The sequence below is a fragment of the Caulobacter endophyticus genome (assembly GCF_003116815.1).
Classification (GTDB): domain Bacteria; phylum Pseudomonadota; class Alphaproteobacteria; order Caulobacterales; family Caulobacteraceae; genus Caulobacter; species Caulobacter endophyticus.
The window spans coordinates 24,301-42,896 of record NZ_QDKQ01000066.1 but is presented as its reverse complement, the minus strand read 5'-3'; the positions used below and the strand labels follow the sequence as shown (position 1 = coordinate 42,896).

Sequence of the window (18,596 nt, the reverse complement as noted above, 5' to 3'; positions counted from 1 at the left end):
GCGCGTCCCGGCCTGAGGACAAACGATCGCGCGGGGCGTCTATGCTTCGTCGAAACGGTACTTAGAACTCACACATCCGGGCGAAGCCCGGACGCCCCGCGCCCTCTCCATCCACTCAGCGGCAAGCCGCGTGAGAGCGCGAGCCCGTACCCAAAGATCCTCCCCCCGAAGGGGGAGGTGGCCCGGAGGGCCGGAGGGGGAAGTCCCTGATGAGGTCAGTGCGCCATCAAAGGCAGCAGCTCCTTCCCCCTCAGTCGCTCCGCGACAGCTCCCCCTTCAGGGGGAGCATCACCCACCCAAACACCCCTACGACTTCGGCTTCTTGGCCTTCACGCCGGGCCAGGCGGCCGCATACTCTTCGGGGGTCAGCCGACGCATCGTCGAGACGCGATAGCTGCGCGAAGAGCCGGTGACCTCGGGCACGATCACCATGGCGTCGAGCGGCGAGCAGACCCAGGAGCCGGTGCGCGACTTGATGCCGATGCGGGTGGAGACATCGAGGTCGAAGGGCGTGTTCAGCAGGGTCAGCTGGAAAGCTTCCTTGCGGCCGAGATCGACATTGAGCGTGCGGTCGTCGACGACCTGGTAGCCACGCACCTGGTCGGCGAAGAAGCAGCCGTCGCGGGCGCCGCCCGGCTTGGCCTTCTCGGCCGGCGCGGCGGTCGCGGCCAGGACGGGGGCGGCCAGGGCGGTGGAGACGCCCGCGGCGAGGCCGAGGGCGCAGATGAGTGGGACGGAGCGGCGCATGTGGAAGGCCTCCTGATCGGACAGCCTCCACTATAGCGCGACGGAGTCTCGGCGATATTTCGATCTGCAGGCCGATAGCGGCGAAATCAGGCGGCCTGGCGCGACAGGTCCTCGATCCAGGCGTCGAGATCGGTCACGGCCCGGCGGACGGCCTGGCGCAGGTCGGCGAGGGGAGCGGCCAGGGAGCGCTCTTCTATGCAGGCGGTCTCCAGCGCGGCGGCCTCGCGCGAGAGGCGCATGAAGCCGAGTATGCCGGCCGAACCGGCCAGGCGGTGGGCGTCCTCGCGCAGGGCCTCGGGGCTTTCGTCCTGGAAGCGCTCGGCCAGCTGCTGGCGCAGCATGCCGGCCAGGCGTGCGACCCGGGCCGCGCCCATGGCGGCGGCCAGGGCCTCGCGGGCGGCGGCTTCGTCGTCGTCGCCTTCGGCCGGCGGGACCATGGCCGAGGCGTTGGCCAGATGCAGGGCCAGCGCCTGGTCCAGGTCGCGTTCGCCAAGCGGCTTGAGCAGGTGGCCGACCATGCCGGCGTCGAGACAGGCGGCGATCTGCTGGGGCGCACCGCTGGCGGTCAGGGCCACGATCGGGGCGGCGGTCAGGCCGCGCCGGCGGATCTCGCGCGTGGCGGTCAGGCCGTCGATCACCGGCATGTGGACGTCCATCAGCACCAGGTCGAAGGCCGCGCGCTCCAGCGCCTTCACCGCCTGGGCTCCGTCGTCGGCGGTCTCGACCACGCAGCCGCGCCGGCCCAGAAGCTCGCTGAACAGCTCGCGGTTCAGCTCGACGTCGTCGACCAGCAGGATCCGGCGGCCGGGGAAGGCGGCGCGGCCGACGGTCTCGGCGGGCGCCGTGGCGGTCGGGGCCCTGGCCAGCGGCAGCGCGATCTCGAAGGCGAAGGTCGAGCCTTCGCCAAGGTCGCTCTCGACCCAGATGCGGCCCTCCATCAGCTCGACCAGCTCGCGGGAGATGGCCAGGCCCAGGCCCGTGCCGCCGAAGGTGCGGGTGATCGAGCTGTCGGTCTGGGAGAAGCGCTTGAACAGGCGATCGAGCTTGTCGGGCGCTATGCCCACGCCCTGGTCGACGACGCTGATCCGCAAGGCCGCACGGCCCTCGGCCTGGCCCAGCACCTCGACCTGGGTGGTCACCGAGCCATGGCGAGTGAACTTCACGGCGTTGGACAGCAGGTTCAGCAGGATCTGCCGCAGGCGGTGGCGGTCGCCGACGTACCAGCCGTCCAGGTCGCCGACCATGCGCAGGTCGACCTGGTGCTCGTCGGCCTGCGGCTCGACCATGGCCGTGGTCTCGACCAGCATCTCCTTCAGGGCGAAGGGGGCGCTTTCGAGGGTGACGGCGCGGGCCTCGAGCTTCGAGAAGTCGAGGATGTCGTTGATCAGGGCGTTCAGGGCCTCGCCGGCGCCACGCACGCGCTCGGCCCGCCTGCGGTCCTCGGCGGCCAGGTTGGGGCTTTCGGCCAGCAGGCGCGAGAAGCCGATCACCCCGTTCAGGGGCGTGCGCAGCTCGTGGCTCATATTGGCCAGGAACTCGGCCTTGGCGCGATTGGCGTCCTCGGCGGCGTCGCGGGCGGAGGCCAGCTGTGTGGCCATCGCCGCCAGCTCCAGGGTCTGGCGCTCCAGGGCTTCCTGGGCCTCGACGCGGGCCGTCTGGTCCTGGACCTGGGCGATGAAGTGCTTGGGCGAGCCGTCGGGCGCGCGGACCAGCGACACCGAAAGGTGCACCCAGACGATGCGGCCTTCCTTGTGGATGTAGCGCTTGTCCATGCCGTAGCTTGCGATCTCGCCGTCGAGCAGCTGGCCGAGCAGGGCCAGGTCCTTGTCGAGGTCGGCGGGGAAGGTGATCGTCTGGAAATCGGTCGCCAGCATCTGGACCTCGTCATAGCCGACGATGTCGCAGAAGGCGGCGTTGACCTTGTTGAAGGCGCCGTCGAGCGTGACCAGGGCCATGCCTACCGAGGCGTGGTGGAAGGCGGTCTCGAACTCCTCCATCTGCGCCTTGCGGGCGCTGATGTCGTGCATCAGGGCGGTGAAGCGCCAGCCCTCGCCGCTGCGCGTGCCGCTGATCGCCAGTTCGACGGGAAAGATCTCGCCGTCGCGCCGCCGGGCCGAGATCTCGATCCGCTGGTCGAGCACCGCCGCCTCGCCGGTGGCCAGGAAGCGGGTCAGGCCCTGGTCGTGCGCCTGGCGCAGCTCGTTCGGGATGATCAGGTCGGAGAGGGGGCGGCCCATGGCCTCCGCCGCGGTCCAGCCGAAGGTGCGCTCGGCGAAGCGGTTCCAGTCGGTGACGACGCCGGCCTCGTCCATGGTGACGATGGCCTGGTAGGCGTCGGCGATCACCCGGCGGGCGCGGGCCTCGCTGGCCTCCAGCTTGCGCCGCAGGGCGCGTTCCTCGGTGATGTCGCGCAGCACGCCGAAGACGGCGATCACGCGGCCCTCGTCGCTGAGCTCGCAGGTGGCGCGCGAATGGGCCTGGCGCACGGCGCCGTCGGCCCGCACCACGCGCAGTTCGTGCTCCAGCACCGTGCGCTCGGCGATCACCTGGCGCATGCGGATCTCGGCCAGGGTCCGATCGTCGGGGTGGTACAGCTCCAGCCAGTTCTCGAAGGTGGGCGTGAAGGCGCCCGGGTGCAGGCCGTAGATGCGGTAGACCTCGTCCGACCAGGCGATGGTGCGGTTGACCAGGTCGCAGCGCCAGTGGCCGACGCCGGATATGGCCTCGGTCATGGCCAGGACGCGTCGCTGTTCGGCGGCCTGGCGCTCGGCGCGGCTGCGCTCCATCCGGGCGACCACGGCGTCGGCCAGCATGCGCAGCCGGTCCAGGTCCTCCTCGGCCGGGCGGGGGCGAGGCGCGGTGTCTATGACGCAGAGGGTGCCCAGGTTGTGGCCGTCGCGGTCGCTGAGCACCGCGCCGGCGTAGAAGCGGATGTCCGGCGCGCCGGTGACCAGCGGATTGGCGGAAAAGCGCGGATCGGCCGTGGCGTCCTCGACCACCATCACCGAATGGGCTTCCTGGCGCAGGGCATGGGCGCAGAAGGCCATTTCGCGCGGCGTGGACTCCGCCTCCAGCCCGTAGCGCGACTTGAACCACTGGCGATGCTCGTCGACCAGCGAGATCAGGGCGATGGGCGCGCCGAACAGCCCGGCGGCGAAGTCGGTCAGCCGATCGAACGCCGGCTCGGGGGCCGTGTCGAGGATGCGGTAGGAGGCCAGGGCCGCCAGTCGATCGTTTTCGAGCATGTTCAGGACGCCGCTATCTCAGGTCGAGAGCGTGACCCGAAGCGGCTTCACATCTGCTGAACGCCGGTATCGCTGCGCTGCGGCCTATTGAAGCAGAGGCCCGAGGCGCAAACGAAAACGCGCCTCTCCCGGGGGATGAGGCGCGTGATCGGAAGATCGAAGAAGAGAAGGAAAGGCGGTCTCAGGCCGGCTCGTCGTCGACCATCGCCTTGACGAGGTCGACCACCCGGCGGCGCAGGCGACGGTCGTTGAGGCGCGGGAACAGGTCGGCCAGCTCCAGCCCCTCCGGGGTGGCTACGAACTGGGTCATGCGCTGGGCGACGCCGTCGTCCTCGCCGTTGTCGGTCTCTTCCAGTCCGTCGAAGAAGTAGGACACCGGCGACTGCAGCAGGCGGGCGGCGTCGTAGAGCTTGCTGGCGCTGATGCGGTTTGCGCCGCGCTCGTACTTCTGGATCTGCTGGAAGGTGATGCCCAGGGCGTCGGCGAGCTGTGTCTGGCTCAAGCCGAGGACCTTGCGCCGAATCCGCATGCGGGCGCCGACATAGATGTCGACGGGGTGGGCGACTTCGGCGGTGGGCTTCTGGGTCATGGTGTTCTCGTCCTCGGCTCCGGTCGGACCGTAGCGGTGCACGTGGCGCGGTTGTTTAAGGTGAAGAATAGACCGCTGATCGTATTCCGTCACGTCGCCTCGACGTCGCATGTCGCTAACACGACACAAATGCCGCACCCTTGCGTCGGTTCACCGACAGAAAAGCATTCGGACTTGACCTTTGCGCCGCCGGGCGGTGTCTGCCGCCCATGATTTTGCAGTCAGGCGCGCGCGTCGCGATTGCCGGAGCCGGCGCTTTCGGCTCGGCGACGGCGCTGATTCTCTCGCGACTCGGGTTCGAGGTGACGGTGTTCGACCCCGCGCCGCCGGGCGAAAACGCATCCGGCGTGGCGGCGGGCATGCTGGCGCCGGCGGCCGAGGCGGTGTTCGACAAGATATCGCGTGGCCATCTGCCGGTTTTGCGCCGCGCTCGCGAACGCTGGACGCCCTTCGCCCAAGATCTGGGGATCGCGCTCGATCGCAGCGGCCTCGCCGTCGAAGGCGATGCGGATTTCCTGGCCGAGGTCGAGGCGGCCCTGGTCGAGGCCGGGGCGCGGTTCGAGCGCACCGCCAAGGGCCTCTTCAGCGACGAAGACTGGCGGCTGGACGCCCGCCAGGCGCTGGCCATCCTGCGCGAGGCGGCGATCGCGGCCGGCGCCCGTTTCGACGCGCGCGGCGTGGCTGCCTTCGATCAGGGCCGCGCGCGCCTCGACGACGGCGAGGTCCTGGCCTTTGACGCCCTGGTGGTCGCGACGGGCGGCGGCGGACGGGAGCTGGCGCCGGAACTTGGGGGCCTGACGCCGATCAAGGGCCAGATCCTGCGGCTGGACACCGCCATGGCCGACGGCCCGGTGCTGCGCGGCAAGGGCGTCTACATCGCACCCGGGCCTCGGCCGGCTATCGGGGCGACGATGGAGGCCGGACGCGAAGATCGCCAGGCCGATCCGGCCGTGGCCGAACCCTTGCGCCTCGCCGCCGAGCGTCTGCGGCCCGAACTGGCCAGGGCCGGGGCGGTGATCGAGGTCGGGGTGCGAGCCTCCACGTCCGACGGCCTGCCGCTGGTGGGCCCCAGCCGCGTTCCCGGCGTGATCCTGGCGGCCGGCGCACGCCGCAACGGCTGGCTGCTCGCTCCGCTTGTGGCCGACATGGTCGCGGCGTATCTGACGGACGCCGATCCCGGAGAGGATGCGGCCGCCTTCGATCCACGGCGTTTCGAGGGCTAGATAAAGAACGACCAGACGCAGGGAAGGGACGACATGGCCGGTTTCTGGCTGACCGACGAGCAGGAAGCGATCCGCGAAGGCGTGGCCAAGGTATGCGCCGCCTTCGACGACGAATACTGGCGGCGGACCGACGAGACCGGAAACTTCCCCGAGGAATTCGTGGCCGCCATCGCGCAGGGCGGCTGGCTGGGCGTGGCCATGCCGGAAAGCGTCGGCGGGGCGGGTCTTGGCCTGACCGAGGCGGCGGTGATGATGCAGACCGTGGCCCAGTCGGGCGCGGGCTTCTCGGGCGCCAGCGCCATCCACCTCAACATCTTCGGCCCCATGCCGCTGGTGAAGTTCGGCACGGACGAGCAGCGCGAGCGCCTGCTGCCGCGGATCATCTCAGGCGAGGACAAGATGTGCTTCGCCGTGACCGAGCCCAATTCGGGCCTCGACACTTCCAGCCTGGAGACGAAGGCCGAGAAGGTCGACGGCGGCTATCGCCTGAACGGCCGCAAGATCTGGACGACCGGCGCCCAGCGCGCCAACAAGATCCTGATCATCGCCCGCACCACGTCCAAGGACCAGTGCGCCAAGCCGACGGGCGGGCTGTCGCTGTTCTATACCGACCGCGAGCAGATCGAGGCCAAGCCGATCCCGAAGATGGGTCGCAAGGCCGTCGAGTGTAACATGCTCTTCATCGAAGACCTGTTCGTGCCCCAGGAGGACTTGGTGGGCGAGGAGGGCAAGGGCTTCCAGTACCTGCTGCACGGCCTCAATCCCGAGCGGGTGCTGTTCGCGGTGGAGGCCATCGGTCTTGGCCGCGCGGCCCTGGCCAAGGCCTCGACCTACGCCAAGGAGCGCGTGGTGTTCGGCCGTCCCATCGGTCAGAACCAGGGCGTGGCCCATCCGCTGGCCAGGTCGTGGGCGGAACTGGAGGCGGCCAACCTGATGGCCTTCAAGGCCGCCGCCCTCTACGACGCCGGCAAGGACTGCGGGGCCGAGGCCAACGCCGCCAAGTACCTGGGCGCGGAAGCCGGCTTCACCGCCTGTGAGGCCTCGGTGCTGGCGCACGGCGGCATGGGCTACGCCAAGGAATACGACGTCGAGCGCTATTTCCGCGAGGCGATGATCGCCCGCATCGCGCCGGTCAGCCGCGAGATGATCCTCAACTTCATCGCCGAGCGCGTGCTGGGTCTGCCCAAGAGCTATTGAACCCCGGCGCCCGCTCCGAAAATACGCACGGAGCGGGCGCCGGCGACCAGGCTATTCAGCGGCGTTGAAGCGGATGGGGATCCTCACCTGCGCGCCGTCGACCGCCTGGCCGTTCTCAAGTTGCGGCTTCATCTTGAAGAACCGCGACAATTTCAGAGCCGCATCGCCGAAGCCTTCGCTAGCCGGGCTTTCGGCGACCACCATGCAGTTCTGCACCGTGCCCTTGGCCGTGACGGCGCAGTTCAGCGTCGCCCCGCCCGAGACCCCGCGCCGCTGGGCGCTTTCGGGATAGTAGCGCGACATGTCGTCGGCGCTGGGCATCCTCAGCCAGGTCGCCCGGGTGATGATCCGGGGCGCGATCGTCGGCGGCGCGGGCGGGGCCGGCGGGCCCTCGTCCAGCGTCACCGGCTCGCTAGGCTTGAACGGGCCGGGATCCTTGGGGATCGGGGTGATCAGCGGTTCGGTCTGCGTCTGGACCGTGGGGATCGGCTGGCGGACAGGCAGCGGATTGCTGGCCTTGGGTGGAACCCGTTCGGCCTTTTCCGGCGGGGGAGGAGGCGGGGGCTTGGGCGGCGTGTACGGCGGGCTGATGATGATGTTGCCCGGCTCGATCCGTTCGGGCAGGCCGCCGTACTTCTGGACAGCGACATAGGCCAGGACCGCCACGTGCGCCGCGCCCGACAGCGCCAGTGCAAACACCAGGCCCTTGGAGAACTTGCGCTTCTCGTCGCGGTCCAGGCCGGCGATGCGAGGGTTGAAGTCGGCGGGGTGGGCGATCATGGCGATCTCCGTGAAGCGGCGTCGATCGGTGTCGACGTCTTCACGCTGTCACGAAAAATTACGACAGTAAACAAATAAAATGACGTACGTAAAATCTATGTCGCCGGCCGTGCCTCCGACAGCAGGTCGCCTAGGTCGCTCCAGGCCAGCACAGGGTGGCGGCGGACCGTTCGCATCAGGCCGGCCAGCCACTTCCAGGCGGCTTCGTCGTGGTCGAGGTGATGGGTCAGAAGGCCGATCGGCGCGTCCCAGGCGCCGGCCTTGCGACGGCGCGCCAGCTGGCGGCGTAGTTGTGAGGCTAAGCGTGCCTTGCCCCGGAAGCGCGGCGCCGGGTTCCAGCGAAGCAGGTCGAGGTGGGTGTCGATGCGCGGCGGCGTCGCCTTGGGCGAGACCTCGGCCCAGGCGCTCCAGCCGACATAGCCCTCGTTAGCCAGGGCGCCGATCAGGTCCGGATGGATAGCGTTCCAGGGCGGGGTGAACAGCTTCAGCGCCCCGGGCAGGGGGGCCAGCCGCGTCCAGCCGTCACGCAGGGCTGCGGCGATCTCGCCGGCCTTGCGCTCGGGCGGGAACTCGAAGGCGCCGCCGCCAGGGCTGCGGTTGATGTGATCCGCGCCGTGCTGCACCACCCTGACGCCGCGTACGCTCGACAGGCGCTCGGCCAGTTGGGCGCGGTCGCCGTCGGGAATGACCGCCAGGGTCAGGGGCGCGTCGAAGGCCAGGGCATGGGCCAGCAGGCGCTCCAGCGCGGGGGTGGGCAGGCGCGCGTCGTCGTCGCGCCACCACAGGCGGGCGCGACGGCCGGCGGCGCGCCAGCGCGCCAGCTCCCGGGACAGCAGCAGGGCCTGCAGCATCAGGCCAGCGGCGAGGTCGAGGCCACGGCTTCGGCGCAGGCCGCGGTCGGATCCTGCGCCATCGAGGCCGTGCCCCGCACCTCCAGCTGCATGCGCAGCACCGACAGCAGCGGATAGATCGCCGCCATCAGGGCGATCAGGAAGCCCCAGCCGCCTTCGCGCCAGCCCTGCCGGGAGACATAGCACTTGTAGAACCGGCGCACGCCCCGGAAGGCGTTGCGGCCAAGGCCCGGCCATTCGCCGGTCTCGGCGAGGTCCTTTGCCCGCAGCTCGGTGTAGCGGTCGAGACGGCGCAGCATGTCGGAGATGTTGTCGTCGACCTCGTGACGGATCGGCGTGCACAGCGACGGGCCGGCCTCGCCAACGAACTTCACCGACGGGTGGACGCGCTGGTTGCCCCAGCTCTTGACGCCGCGACGGAAGAGGCGGGCGACCGACGTGGTGCCGAACGAGCCGCCCCAGCCGTACTTCACCAGCCGGGCGCCGATGTAGTTGTCGACCGGGATCTGCCGCCAGTCGCCCTGTCCCGTCGCGACGGCTTCCATGACCTCGCGGGCCAGCTCGGGGCTGACATACTCGTCGGCGTCGATCTCCAGGATCCAGTCGCCGCTGGCGGCGGCTGCGCCAGCGGCGCGTCGCGGGCCTTCCAGCGGAAAGGCGCCTTCGACCAGCACCGCGCCATATTGCCTGGCGATCATCGCCGAGCCGTCGGTGCAGCGGTCGAGCACGACCACCAGTTCGTCGGCAAAGGACAGCCGCGCCAGGCATTCGGCCAGTCGGGCTTCCTCGTTGTGTACGCAGATCAAGGCCGAGAGTCTGGCCATCGTTTCCCCCGAAAGTTGGCGCGCGGTAACATTGTTGCGTTCTGGAAACAATGTTTCTCGCACAAAAGGAGAAAGCTTCAGCGTGGCAGTTTGTCGCGGGGAGGGGAAAGGGCGGGGCGACTTGTCGCGGCCCGGTCTGGCGAACGTGGAAACGTGGTTAAGACGGCGTTAACCACGCTGGTTCAGACATTGAGACCATGGCCGTCCAATCCATCCGCAACGTCGTCGAGTCGGCGATCCAGCGCGCGTCGAACGCGACTGGTGTCGACTTCACGTTCCTGATGGGCACAGCCAAGCGCGAGAGCGGCTACAATCCGGCCGCCAAGGCGCGGACCTCCTCAGCCTCGGGCCTCTTCCAGTTCGTCGACCAGACCTGGCTGGCCACGCTGAAGAAGCATGGCGCCAAGTACGGCTACGCCCGCTATGCCGACCTGATCCAGCAAGGTTCGGACGGCAGGTATCGCGTAGCCGGCGACGAGGCCCGCAAGGCCGTGCTCGGTCTCAAGCTCGACCCGCACGCCGCCTCGCTGATGGCCGGCGAGCTTGCCTCGGACCACGCCTCCTATCTTCGCGGCCGGGTCGGCCGGTCGCCGACCTCGGGCGAGCTTTACGCCGCCCACTTCCTGGGTCCTCAGGGCTCGGCTCGCCTGATCGAGGCGGCCAACCGCAATCCCGGCGCCAGCGCGGCCTCGATGTTCCCCGAAGCCGCCGCCGCCAACCGCTCGATCTTCTATCGCGAAGGCCGCGCCGCCACGGTGGGCGAGGTCTATGCGAACCTGACCAAGACCGGCGGCGCCGCCAGCGGCGCGCCCACGGTGCGCGAGCGCGAGCCGCAGACTGACGAGGGCTTCCTGCAGTACGCCTCGGGCCGGCGCCTTGACCGTATCGAGCAGCAGAAGGCCGTGGTCGATCTGGTGATGCGCGGCTCGCAGGGCTACGGCGGTGCGTTCAGCGGCAATCGCTCGGACGACGGCGGCGGCGTCAGCCGCGTGGCCAACAGCCTGTTCTCGGCCGAGATGCTGAGGATGCTGTCGGACGCCAACGCCGGTTCGGCCGGCGGCAAGGCGCGCTAAGGCTTCAGGGCCTCGATCTCCTCATTCGAATAGCCGAGTTCGGCCAGGACGGCGGCGGTGTCCGCGCCCAGGGCCGGCGCGGGCGTGCTTGGCCGTTCCTCGATGCCCGGAAAGCGGGCCGGGGCGGCGGGAGAACGGCGGCCGTCCAGCGTCTCGACGAAGCAGCCGGCGGCTTGCGCCTGGGGATCCGTGACGAGATCGCGTGGCGTCTGCCATAGCGCCCAGGTGATGTCGCCGCCATCAAGGGCGGCGGCGGCCGTCTCGTAGTTCATCGCGCCGAAGGCCTCGTCGAGGATGTCGACCAGGGCGGCGGTGTTCTCGCGCCGGGCGCGGGCGCCGGCGAAGCGTGGGTCGTCGACCAGTTCCGGCCGGCCCACGGCGGCGGCGATCCTGGGCCAGTCCGTCGCGCCCTGGCGGGCCAGCAGGCAGATCCAGCGGCCGTCCTGCGTCTGGAAGAAGTTGGCCAGCGGCTGCACGGCCTCGCGGCGGGGGCGGGTGGAGGCCAGCTTGCCGAAGTGGAGCTGGATGGCCAGGTCCGAACCGATGGCGTAGGCGCCGGTGCGCAGCAGCGAGGTCTCGACCAGCCGCCCGACGCCCGTCCGATGGCGTTCGTGAACGGCCGCCAGGATCGCCGAGACGGTGGCCAGCGAGGTGACGTGGTCGCCCATGCCTGTGCGGATGGGGAAGGGCTCTGCGCCCTTGGGCGCGGTCAGGGCGCCGACACCGGCGCGCGACCAGAAGGCCGCGACGTCCATGCCCGGCTTGTCGGCGTCGGGGCCGGTCAGGCCGTATCCCGTGAGGCTGCAGTAGATGAGCGAGGGGAACGCCGCGCGCAGCGTCTCGTGGTCGAGGCCGGCGCGGCGCAGGGCGGCCGGGCGGACGTTGGTCAGGAAGATGTCGGCGGTGGCCACGAGGCGCTTGAGCGCTTCGGCGCCCGCCGGCGCGCGAATGTCGAGAACGATCGATCGCTTGCCGCGGTTGTCGAGTTCGAAGACCGGATTGCCGGCGTGGTCCGAGCCGATGGTCTCGAAGAAGCGACGCATCGGGTCGCCCTCGGGCGACTCGACCTTGACCACGTCGGCGCCCCAGTCGGCCAGGATGCCTGCCGCGCCCGGGGCGGCGATGTAGGTGGCCAGTTCGACGACCTTGAGGTCTCGCAGCATCGGCTTCCTCCCGTTTTATCGTTGGGAGGAAGATGGGCGTTCAAACGAGCGTTGGAAAGTCCGATCAGGCCGCGCCGCGCGAGGCCTCGGTGCGGGGCGCGCGGGTGAGGGCGGCGGCGTCGGCGACGGCGCGGGCGACGCCCGCCACGCTGACCGGCTTGCGCAACACGGTGTCGGCGCCGGCCTCGGTGCACTCGCGGGCCTCGTCGGCGTCGCCGCCGATGACGGCGATGATCGGCATCTGGCCGCCCGCGCCGGGCAGGGCGCGCAGCTCGGCGGCGGTCTGCGGGCCGTCCAGCACCGGCATGCGGCCGTCGAGCATGACGAGGTCGAACTCGCAGACCTTGGCCAGGTCGACCGCGCGGCGGCCGTTTTGGGCGTGCACCACCTGGTGGCCGAGCTGCTCGAGGATAGCGCGCAGCATGGCCGCGTTGAGGGCGTCGTCCTCGGCGATCAGCACGCGCAGGCTGCGCTGGACGTCGGGGGCGGTGTCGGCGGCGGCCAGGGTCTCCTCGACCGGCTCCTGCGGGCAGGGGCAGGCGGCGTCGTAGGGCAGCAGCAGGGTGAAGCAGCTGCCCACGCCCAGGGCGCTGCTGGTCTCCAGCGCGCCGCCCATCAGCTTGGCCAGCTGGCGCGACAGCGACAGGCCAAGGCCCGCGCCGTTGACGCCGGCGCCGGTGCGCTCGACGCGGCGGAAGGGCTCGAACGCCTGCTCCAGCTCATCGGCCGACAGGCCAGGGCCGGTGTCGGCGACCTCGATGGCGATGCGATCGTCGCCGCGCGGCTCGATCCGCACCTCGACGCGCCCGCGGACGGTGTACTTCACCGCGTTGCCCACGAGGTTGGCGATGATTTGCCGGGTGCGCATCGGGTCGGCCATGGTCGCGCCCAGCGCCCGGTTCTCAAGCGAGGCGTCGACGTGGACGGCCAGCTCCAGGCCCTTGGCCAGGGCGTGGGGGCGCTCCAGCAGGGCCAGGTCGCGCACGAGGCGAACCGGCTCGAAGGCCTGGGTCTCGACCGCCAGGCGGCCGGACTCGGCGGTCTCGGCGTCGAGCGTGGCGTTCAGAACCGAGATCAGGTCCTGGGCCGCGTCGAGGGCGGCGTTCAGCTGCTCGCGCGAAGGGGCTGCGCGACCGCCCTTGCCGGCGGCGGCGGCCAGCACGTGGGTGACGCCAGTCAGGCCGTTGCGGATCTCGTGGCTGAGGGTGGCGACGATGTCGGACTTGGAGCGGGCGGTGCGCTCGGCGCTCTCCAGCACCAGCATGCGCTCCTCGATCAGGGCCTCATGGGCCACCGCCAGGGCGTGCTGACGGCGCAGCATGCGGTTGAAGATCATGGCCATCGCTAGGGCCAGGGCCAGGCCGCCGGCGGCCAGCAGGCCGGTGTGGCGGCTCTCGGGACGGCTGAACAGCGCCCACAGCGGGCCGATCGCGGCCACGGGCGCGACGACGACCAGACTGTGCAGCACCGGTGAGGCGAAGAAGATGCAGACCATGCCGGCCGCAGCGGCCAGCAGCAGCAGGGTCTCGCGGATCGGTCCGGCGCCGTCGGCGAAGGCCGACATCTGGATCACGCCCAGCGCCCACAGCAGGCCGCCCGCGACCTGAAGCCGCAGCCGCTTGGTAAGGTCCTCGGCCTGCGGGGTCTTCAGCCAGTTGGTGATCCCGTAGAACACGCCCCAGTTGATGGCGAAGATCGCGAAGCTCAGCGACATCCACACCGCGTTGTCCGCGAACGAGCCCGCCCAGACGAAGAAAGGCAGGCTGACGGCGAAGATGGCCAAGGCGTAGGGCAGCAGCGCCACCTGCACGCCCAGGGCGAGCGCGGTGTCGGCCCCGGGCCTTTTCACGTCGTGGGGTCGTCGCTCTGCGAACAAGAATCAAATCCTCGGGCGGTTAAGCCAGGACGCTAGGCGAGCACGGTTTGCGGCGGGTTACGCGGTATCGTTAATGCGGGGGCTTTGCGGGCAAACAATCGTTAAGCCTAACCGCACATTGTTTGATTCGACCGTCCATTCGCAGAAGGCCAGGCCCATGGCCACGACCCGCGCCGCGCTGACCAACGACGATATCCGCATGCTCGTGAAGGGCGCGACGCCTGACGAGCGCGCCCTGGCCGCGCACCGGCTGTGCCGCAAGATCGACCGCGCCGAACTGAGCGAGGAAGAGCGCCTGCAGGCCCAGGAGATCCTGCGGGTGATGGCCGCCGACGCCGCCGAGCTGGTGCGCCGCGCGCTGGCCGTGACGCTGAAGACCTCGCCGCTGCTGCCGCCCGATGTCGCCAACCGCCTGGCCCGCGACGTGGAGAGCGTGTCGCTGCCGGTGATCAGCTTCTCGCCGGTGTTCACCGACCAGGACCTGGCCGAGATCATCCGCCTGGGCGGCCCCGTGCGCCAGATGGCCGTGGCCCGCCGCCCCAAGCTGTCGAGCAAGGTCACCGGCCTGCTGGTCGACCAGGCGCCGGAAGACGTCGTGGCCGCAGTCTGCGCCAACGACAACGCGCGCTTCTCTGATCTGGCCCTGCAGAAGGCGCTGGACCGGTTCGCCAAGTCCGAGACCGTGCTGCAGGCGGTCGCCTACCGCGCCGTGCTGCCGCTGGCGGTGACCGAGCGCCTGATCGACATGGTCGGCGACCAGCTGCGCGAGCACATTCTCGACAATCACGCCCTGTCGGCCGAGCGGGCGCTGGAGATCATCGTCGGGGCCAAGGAGCGGGCCACGATCGACCTGGTCGACCAGGCCGGCCGGACCGCCGATCCCAAGGCCTTCGTCGCCCACCTTCACCGCGCCCAGCGCCTGACGCCGTCCCTGCTGCTGCGCGCCCTGGCGCACGGCCACATGACCTTCGTCGAATGGGGCCTGTCGGAGCTGGCCGGCGTGCCGCATCACCGCACCTGGCTGATGGTCCACGACGCCGGCGCCCTGGGCCTCAAGGCCGTCTATGAGCGGGCGGGACTGCCGTCGCGCCTCTATCCGGCCTTCCGTGCCGGGGTCGACGCCTATCACGGCATGGAATTCGACGGCCGCCCCGGCGAGCGCGAACGGTTCCAGGAGCACATGCTGCAGCGTTTCCTGACCTCTTCCCAGGCGGTGTCGCGCGACGAGAGCGACTACCTGCTGGACAAGCTGGACCGCCTGGCGGGCTTCAAGGCCCGCGCGGCGGGGTAGGGGCGCTTCTTCTGCATCGCGGCAGCTGAGAACGTCCCCCCACCGGGCAGGCGCCTCATGGGCGCTTCCAGGGCCTTGAAGCGGCGCTACTCGCTTGCCGGCAAGCCGGCGCCCGCCGCGTTGATCCAGGCCACCAGGTCGCCGATGACCTTGGCGTTGGCTTCATCGAAGGCGGCGACGATGGGACCGACGCGGTTGTCAGCGGCCTTCACCTTGGCTTCGAAGATCTGGTCGCCGACCAGGGCGCGGTCGCCCGTGCGGCTGAGGACGCCGCGGACCTGGACGATCACCTCCGGCGCAGCCTTGGGGCCGTTGACATAGGCGGCCTCGAAGGTGCGGACCTCCAGGCGCAGCACCATCTGGGCCTTGGCCACCTCGCCGCGGCCGATCAGGCGGGCGCGGCCCGGATCGGCGTCGAAGGCGCGCGAGAGGGCTTCGTCGAACTGCACGCTGGCCGGGGCGATCCAGCGGGCGCCGGCGACATAGGCCGCCTCGCCGCCGGGGGCGGTGGTCAGGATGCGGTCGCCGGCCGAGGGGCGGGTGAAGACGGTCGGCGCCTTGAGCACGCCGAACATCGCGCCGGGCGGACCCTTGGATGCAGCCGGCGGCGTGGTTCCGAAACGGTACATGCCCGAGGGCTTGGCCTTGGGGAACACGCTGATGCAGGCCGACAGGCTGAGCGCCAGGCCGACGGTTGCGACGCCGGCGATCAGGGTCTTGATCCGGATTGCGCTCACGGCTTGATCTCCACTTCCTTGGCCGGGGCCTTGCCCACCAGGCCGCGCGGGTTCTGCTCCACCTCGCCGACCAGGCGGTCGAGCGACTCGGCGGCCGACTGCAGGGTGACGATGGCCGACGACAGCTGCGGCAGGCCGGTGGAGGCGAAGTCGCTGGTCGGGCCTTCCAGGCGGCTGACCATGGTGCGCACGTCCTTGGCGGCCAGCTTGATCTCGTCTGCGGCCGCGCCGAGGTCCTTGATCGCCTTGCGGCCGTCGCCGTCGACCACGCCCTGCGTCGAGCGCGACAGGTTGGCGATCTCCTGGGCGGTGGCGTCGATGCTCTGCAGCGCCTTCTGGGCGTCGGCGATGATCTCCTTGCGCTCTCGCAGTTCGGCGGTGACCGACTGGACGTCGGACAGGCTGGCGCTGAAGGTCTTGATGTTGCGATCGGAGAGCACGCGGTTGACGCGGTCCAGGGCCTCGATCGTGCGGCTGAGCACCGTGCCGCCGCCTTCCAGCAGGTCAGACAGGGCGCTGCGCTGGCTGCGGATGATCGGGACCTCGCCGTTCTTGACGGTGTCCTTCAGCAGCGGCTTGGTCGAGGTGCCGGCGGTCAGCTGGATGTAGTTGACGCCGGTGATGCCCTGCGGCTCCAGCGTGGCGTAGCTGTCGACGCGGATCGGCACGTCCGAGGTCAGGCGGGTGCGGGCGATGACGCGGTTGGGGTCGCTCTTGTCGAGCTCGATCTTGGTGACCTCGCCGACCTTGATGCCGTTGAAGTGGACCTCGCCGCCTTCCGACAGGCCCCGCACGGCGCCGACGAACAGCACGTCGTAAAGGTCGTAGTCCTTGTTGAACTGCAGCTTGGCCAGCCAGACCACGAACACCACCAGACCCATGAACAGGATCAGGCAGGCCGCGCCGACGAGGGCGTAGTTGGCGTTTCTTTCCATCAGCGGCTCCTCGCCGTAGCACCTTTCCCGGCCGCGCGTCCGCGCGGGCCCAGGAAGTATTCCTTGATCCAGGGATGGTCGGAGTGTTCGAGCTCCGTGACCGGGGCCTGGGCGATCACCTTCTTGTCGGCCAGCACCGCGACGCGGTCGGTGATGGCGTAGAGGCTGTCCAGGTCGTGGGTGATCATGAACACCGTCAGGTCGAGGCTGTCGGACAGGTCCTTGATCAGCTCGTCGAAGGCCGCCGCGCCGATCGGGTCGAGGCCGGCGGTGGGTTCGTCGAGAAACAGAAGTTCGGGGTCCAGCGCCAGGGCGCGGGCCAGGCCCGCACGCTTGCGCATGCCGCCCGACAGCTCCGCCGGCTTGAGGGCCCCCGCGCGCGGTGGCAGGCCGGTGAGGGCGATCTTCAGGTCGGCCAGCTCCATGACCTCGCTCTTGGGCAGGCGGGTGTGCTCGAACAGCGGCGCGGCGACGTTCTCGCGCACGGTCAGGTTCGAGAACAGCGCGCCCTGCTGGAACAACACGCCCCAGCGGCGCTCCAGCGCTGTCCACTTGCGGCGCGAGGCCTCCTGCATGTCCTCGCCGAACAGGCGGATGACGCCGCCGTCGGGGTTCTTCAGGCCGATGATGCTGTTGAGCAGCACCGACTTGCCGGTGCCTGAGCCGCCGACGACGCCCAGCACCTCGCCGCGCTCGACGGTGAGGTCGAGGTGGTCATGCACGACGTTGTCGCCGAAGCGTGAGACCAGGCCGTCGACCTGGATGGGCGGGGCGGCTTCGGCCGCAGCGGGCGCAGCGGCGTGGGAAGCGGCGGCCGTCATACTTCGAGCTCCATGTAGAGCAGGGCGAAGACCGCATCGATGAAGATGATGGCGAAGATCGCGTGGACGACGGCGGCGGTGACGCGGCGGCCCAGCGACTCGACGTCGTTGCCGACCTCCATGCCCTGGCGGCAGCCGATGGCGGCGATGACCATGGCCATCACCGGGGCCTTGGACATGCCGATCCAGAAGTGGGTGACGCCGACATAGTCGCTCATCCGCTGCAGGAAGAAGCCGGGCGACAGGTCCAGCGCGACCCATACCACGACCATGCCGCCGGCCAGGCCCGCCAGGGTGGCCACGAAGGTCAGCAGCGGGATGGTCAGCAGCAGGGCGGCGAAGCGGGGCAGGATCAGCGCCTCGTAGGGATCGACGCCGATCACCTGCATGGCGTCGATCTCCTGGTTCATCTTCATCGAGCCGATCTCGGCCGCGAAGCTGGAGGCCGAGCGGCCGGCCAGCAGGATGGCGGTGATCAGGATGTTGAACTCGCGCAGCACCGACACGCCGACCAGTTCGACGCTGAACACCTGGGCGCCGAAGTCGGTCAGCAGGTTGGCGCCCAAGAGGGCCACGACCGCGCCGATGAAGAAGGTGGTGGTGGCCACGATCGGCATGGCGTCCAGGCCCGCGCGCTCGGCCAGCGAGACGATCGGGGCCCAGCGGATCTTGCGCGGGTTGATGGCGCAGCGGGCCAGGGCGGTCAGCAGGTGGCCCAGGAAGATCAGCGTGCCGTAGCCGTCGCGCAGCAGGTCGAACAGGCCCCGGCCGATGCGGTCGAGCAAGGCCACGAAGCCGTGCAGTCGATGGTCGGGCGGGCATTCGGCCTGGGTGGCCTCGCCGACCAGCTCCAGCAGGCGGATGGTCTGGGGACGGGCCTTGATGTTGCCGGCGGTCAGCCGGCCGTCGGCGGCGCGGATGATGGCGTAGGCCCCGGCCGTGTCGCAGCGGTTCATGCCGGTGAGGTCGAGGTCGAACGACTCAGAGCCCTTCATGGCCTCGGCCAGGCGCAGACCCGCGTCGGCCATGCCGCGCGCCGTCCAGTCCCCGGAAAGCACGACGGACTTGCCGCCGTCCTTGTCGTCCAGGGTGAATTCAGCCGGCACGCCCATCTACTGCGCTTACCCCTCGTTACAACGAACGCCCAGCCTAGCAGGGACAGTGTCGCCGGCTCAAACGCTTCAAGGCGCAGCTTGTTGCGTCATGATCGTGGCGGAACACGGACAACTCGGCTTGCAGCATTA

16 protein-coding genes are annotated in these 18,596 nt (G+C 69.9%); 4 read left to right on the top strand and 12 right to left on the bottom strand.

Translation table 11 applies throughout. The features are described 5' to 3' along the window. Positions 1-306 precede the first annotated feature (306 nt). The 3 genes from DDF67_RS19955 to DDF67_RS19945 form a co-directional block, all read right to left on the bottom strand. Entirely contained in the window at positions 307-747 is a 441-nt protein-coding gene (locus tag DDF67_RS19955) for a DUF6491 family protein (RefSeq protein WP_109102581.1), read from the bottom strand. An 86-nt stretch (positions 748-833) separates the two neighbouring features. Continuing rightward, positions 834-3,992 carry a GAF domain-containing hybrid sensor histidine kinase/response regulator gene (locus DDF67_RS19950; RefSeq protein ID WP_109102580.1) on the bottom strand — a complete coding sequence of 1,053 codons (3,159 nt, stop codon included), beginning with the start codon at positions 3,990-3,992 and terminating at the stop codon, positions 834-836. Between the two features lie 181 nt (positions 3,993-4,173). Further along, positions 4,174-4,581, bottom strand: coding sequence for a helix-turn-helix domain-containing protein (locus DDF67_RS19945; protein WP_058350643.1), 408 nt, complete (start codon positions 4,579-4,581; stop codon positions 4,174-4,176). Positions 4,582-4,721: 140 nt separating this feature from the next. Between DDF67_RS19945 and DDF67_RS19940 the strand changes: the two genes are divergently transcribed. Together DDF67_RS19940 and DDF67_RS19935 are read left to right on the top strand one after the other, a co-directional pair. Next, positions 4,722-5,804 (top strand): NAD(P)/FAD-dependent oxidoreductase, encoded by a 1,083-nt coding sequence (locus DDF67_RS19940; RefSeq protein WP_332888336.1) that lies wholly within the window; start codon positions 4,722-4,724, stop codon positions 5,802-5,804. 33 nt (positions 5,805-5,837) lie between these two features. After that, a complete protein-coding gene (locus DDF67_RS19935) occupies positions 5,838-7,001 on the top strand; it encodes an acyl-CoA dehydrogenase family protein (RefSeq protein ID WP_109102578.1) in 1,164 nt (387 codons plus the stop codon). 51 nt (positions 7,002-7,052) lie between these two features. On the opposite strand, the gene DDF67_RS19930 is transcribed toward DDF67_RS19935, so the two are convergent. The 3 genes from DDF67_RS19930 to DDF67_RS19920 all read right to left on the bottom strand — a co-directional run bounded on the left by DDF67_RS19930 (position 7,053) and on the right by DDF67_RS19920 (position 9,456). Further along, positions 7,053-7,781, bottom strand: coding sequence for an energy transducer TonB (locus DDF67_RS19930; RefSeq protein WP_109102577.1), 729 nt, complete (start codon positions 7,779-7,781; stop codon positions 7,053-7,055). A gap of 95 nt (positions 7,782-7,876) precedes the next feature. Next, entirely contained in the window at positions 7,877-8,632 is a 756-nt protein-coding gene (locus tag DDF67_RS19925) for a polysaccharide deacetylase family protein (protein ID WP_109102576.1), read from the bottom strand. Beyond that, positions 8,632-9,456: a glycosyltransferase family 2 protein gene (locus tag DDF67_RS19920; RefSeq protein ID WP_109102575.1), complete on the bottom strand. Its 825-nt coding sequence runs from the start codon at positions 9,454-9,456 to the stop codon at positions 8,632-8,634. Before DDF67_RS19920 ends, DDF67_RS19925 begins: the two co-directional genes overlap by 1 nt. 197 nt (positions 9,457-9,653) lie before the next feature. Between DDF67_RS19920 and DDF67_RS19915 the strand changes: the two genes are divergently transcribed. Next, positions 9,654-10,529, top strand: coding sequence for a lytic transglycosylase domain-containing protein (locus tag DDF67_RS19915; protein WP_109102574.1), 876 nt, complete (start codon positions 9,654-9,656; stop codon positions 10,527-10,529). On the opposite strand, the gene DDF67_RS19910 is transcribed toward DDF67_RS19915, so the two are convergent. Then, positions 10,526-11,692 (bottom strand): CaiB/BaiF CoA transferase family protein, encoded by a 1,167-nt coding sequence (locus DDF67_RS19910; protein WP_109102573.1) that lies wholly within the window; start codon positions 11,690-11,692, stop codon positions 10,526-10,528. The two genes, DDF67_RS19915 and DDF67_RS19910, sit on opposite strands and share 4 nt — an antisense overlap. 64 nt (positions 11,693-11,756) lie before the next feature. Further along, positions 11,757-13,568, bottom strand: coding sequence for an ATP-binding protein (locus DDF67_RS19905; protein WP_109102572.1), 1,812 nt, complete (start codon positions 13,566-13,568; stop codon positions 11,757-11,759). 157 nt (positions 13,569-13,725) lie between these two features. Here DDF67_RS19905 and spbR point away from each other — a divergent pair, with 157 nt between their 5' ends. Then, the gene (spbR, locus tag DDF67_RS19900) at positions 13,726-14,859 is read left to right on the top strand and encodes a pole-localized protein SpbR (protein WP_109102571.1); all 1,134 of its coding nucleotides are present in this window, start codon (positions 13,726-13,728) and stop codon (positions 14,857-14,859) included. Between the two features lie 86 nt (positions 14,860-14,945). Here spbR and DDF67_RS19895 read toward each other — a convergent pair whose 3' ends face one another. From DDF67_RS19895 to DDF67_RS19880, 4 genes are read right to left on the bottom strand one after another with little or no spacing between them, the layout of a single operon-like run. Continuing rightward, positions 14,946-15,596, bottom strand: a complete 651-nt coding sequence (locus DDF67_RS19895; protein WP_233247706.1) for an ABC-type transport auxiliary lipoprotein family protein — start codon at positions 15,594-15,596, stop codon at positions 14,946-14,948. Continuing rightward, on the bottom strand, positions 15,593-16,531 hold the full coding sequence (locus DDF67_RS19890) for an MlaD family protein (protein WP_058349766.1): 939 nt from the start codon (positions 16,529-16,531) through the stop codon (positions 15,593-15,595). Before DDF67_RS19890 ends, DDF67_RS19895 begins: the two co-directional genes overlap by 4 nt. Beyond that, on the bottom strand, positions 16,531-17,352 hold the full coding sequence (locus tag DDF67_RS19885; protein ID WP_109102570.1) for an ABC transporter ATP-binding protein: 822 nt from the start codon (positions 17,350-17,352) through the stop codon (positions 16,531-16,533). Before DDF67_RS19885 ends, DDF67_RS19890 begins: the two co-directional genes overlap by 1 nt. Beyond that, positions 17,349-18,464, bottom strand: a complete 1,116-nt coding sequence (locus tag DDF67_RS19880; protein WP_109102569.1) for an MlaE family ABC transporter permease — start codon at positions 18,462-18,464, stop codon at positions 17,349-17,351. Before DDF67_RS19880 ends, DDF67_RS19885 begins: the two co-directional genes overlap by 4 nt. Positions 18,465-18,596 lie beyond the last annotated feature (132 nt).